Source organism: Desulfovibrio sp. 1214_IL3152 (genome assembly GCF_036763055.1).
GTDB lineage: Bacteria > Desulfobacterota > Desulfovibrionia > Desulfovibrionales > Desulfovibrionaceae > Desulfovibrio.
The window spans coordinates 1-1,532 of the sequence record NZ_JBAIYW010000588.1 but is presented as its reverse complement, the minus strand read 5'-3'; the positions used below and the strand labels follow the sequence as shown (position 1 = coordinate 1,532).

Annotated in this window: 2 protein-coding genes and 1 pseudogene; all 3 read right to left on the bottom strand. The window is 58.4% G+C overall.

Annotated elements, in window-relative coordinates:
• Positions 1–284: 284 nt before the first annotated feature.
• Entirely contained in the window at positions 285–677 is a 393-nt protein-coding gene (gcvH, locus tag V6C07_RS12360) for a glycine cleavage system protein GcvH (protein ID WP_333536779.1), read from the bottom strand.
• A 194-nt stretch (positions 678–871) separates the two neighbouring features.
• Positions 872–1,333 carry an OsmC family protein gene (locus V6C07_RS12355; RefSeq protein ID WP_333536778.1) on the bottom strand — a complete coding sequence of 154 codons (462 nt, stop codon included), beginning with the start codon at positions 1,331–1,333 and terminating at the stop codon, positions 872–874.
• Positions 1,334–1,345: 12 nt separating this feature from the next.
• Positions 1,346–1,532 (bottom strand): annotated as a pseudogene (locus V6C07_RS12350) (sodium:solute symporter family protein); the annotation flags it as partial.

Sequence of the window (1,532 nt, the reverse complement as noted above, 5' to 3'; positions counted from 1 at the left end):
CCGCCGCAAAGGCCGCCATGTGGCCGCCGGGGCCGCTGCCGATGATGGTCAGTTTTTTCATCTCTTTACCTCGTGCTGGCTTGCGCAGGTTGTATGAGGCCAGGGGCCTGACTCTTTTTGCCCGGGGAACATCTATGGGGGTTCCAGTGGCATAGCATAAGAGGGCGCTTCTGTCGTCAGGTCCGTAGGCCCCGCTCGTGGCGCGGATTTCAAGGACAATCCGCGCGGGCAGGCAAACGGTATTGACGCTGCCCGCTTTGGAGCAGTTTCATGCTGAAAATGCTCTAGGACTGTGATTTCAGGTGTTCCCCGTACGCTTCGGCCGAGAGCAGAGGCACGGTATTTTCGCCTTCTTTGCGCAGGCGCAGTATCCAGCCCTGTCCGTAACAGTCGCTGTTCACAAGATCAGGTTTGTTTTCAAGGTCGGTGTTAACGGCTTCCACCACGCCGGAAACCGGCGAAAACAGCGCACTGACAGACTTCATTGATTCCACGGAGCCGAATTCTTTTCCCGCCTCGACGATGGTGCCCACCGCAGGCATGTCCACATAGACCACTTCCTCAAGCTGTGCCTGGGCAAAGTCAGAAATGCCCACTGTGAGGCCCTGGGCGTCTTCAAGCAGCCAGATGTGCTCGTCGGTATAGGAACGGTCTTCGGGCAAGGTGTAGCTGGACATGTAATCTCCTCATTAGCTGTGGTGAAAAGCCGCCGCGCCTCCCGTAGTGTGGGGCGCGGCGGCGGGCCTGACAGGGCGGGGTGTGTCAATCCGGCATATGTTGCGGCGGCAGGGGCGTGGTCTGCTCGCCTGACGGGAGCTTGCGGGATCGTGGCATAGCCGCCCTCTCAGGGTAGTGGTATGCACACTGCCGGCTATTGCGGGGCAGCCTTTCCATCCTGCAAGGGATAGGCGTAACGCTGTCCATTGAGCACAAAGCTGTAGTTTATTTTGCTGCTGGCCTTAAGCATGTTGGCTACGGAGCAGTATTTTACAGCGCCAAGCTCAAAGGCGCGCACGAACCTCTCAAGACTGATACCGTCGCCTTTAACAGTGTACTCCACATTGATCTCGGTAAAGATCTGCGGGATTTCTTCACGGCGCACGGCATCGGCCGAGATGGTGAAGCTTGTGTACTCAAGACGCATTTTGTTCATGGCGTGGCCCACTTCGATGCCTGTGCAGCCGGCCAGGGAGATGAGCAGCATTTCCATGGGGCGTACGCCCTGATTGCTGCCGCCGTAGATGGCCGAGGCGTCCATGACCAGGCTGTGGCCGTCGGAGTCCTTGCCCTCAAAAACCATGTTTCCTTTCCATTCCACGTTGATCTTTGCCATGATGCAAAATCCTTATATCATAGATGGTTGTTGGCGTTCAGTGCTGAAGATAAGGGCCACCCATGCGCAGAGCACGACCAGGAAGGCGGTCATGCCCCAAAGGCCGGTCTGATAGAACCACGGCCCGGCCGCCACAAGGGCGACGGTCAGCACGAGGGCCAGACCGACCGAGGCGTTGCGCAGGGCCTTGAGCCCGCCG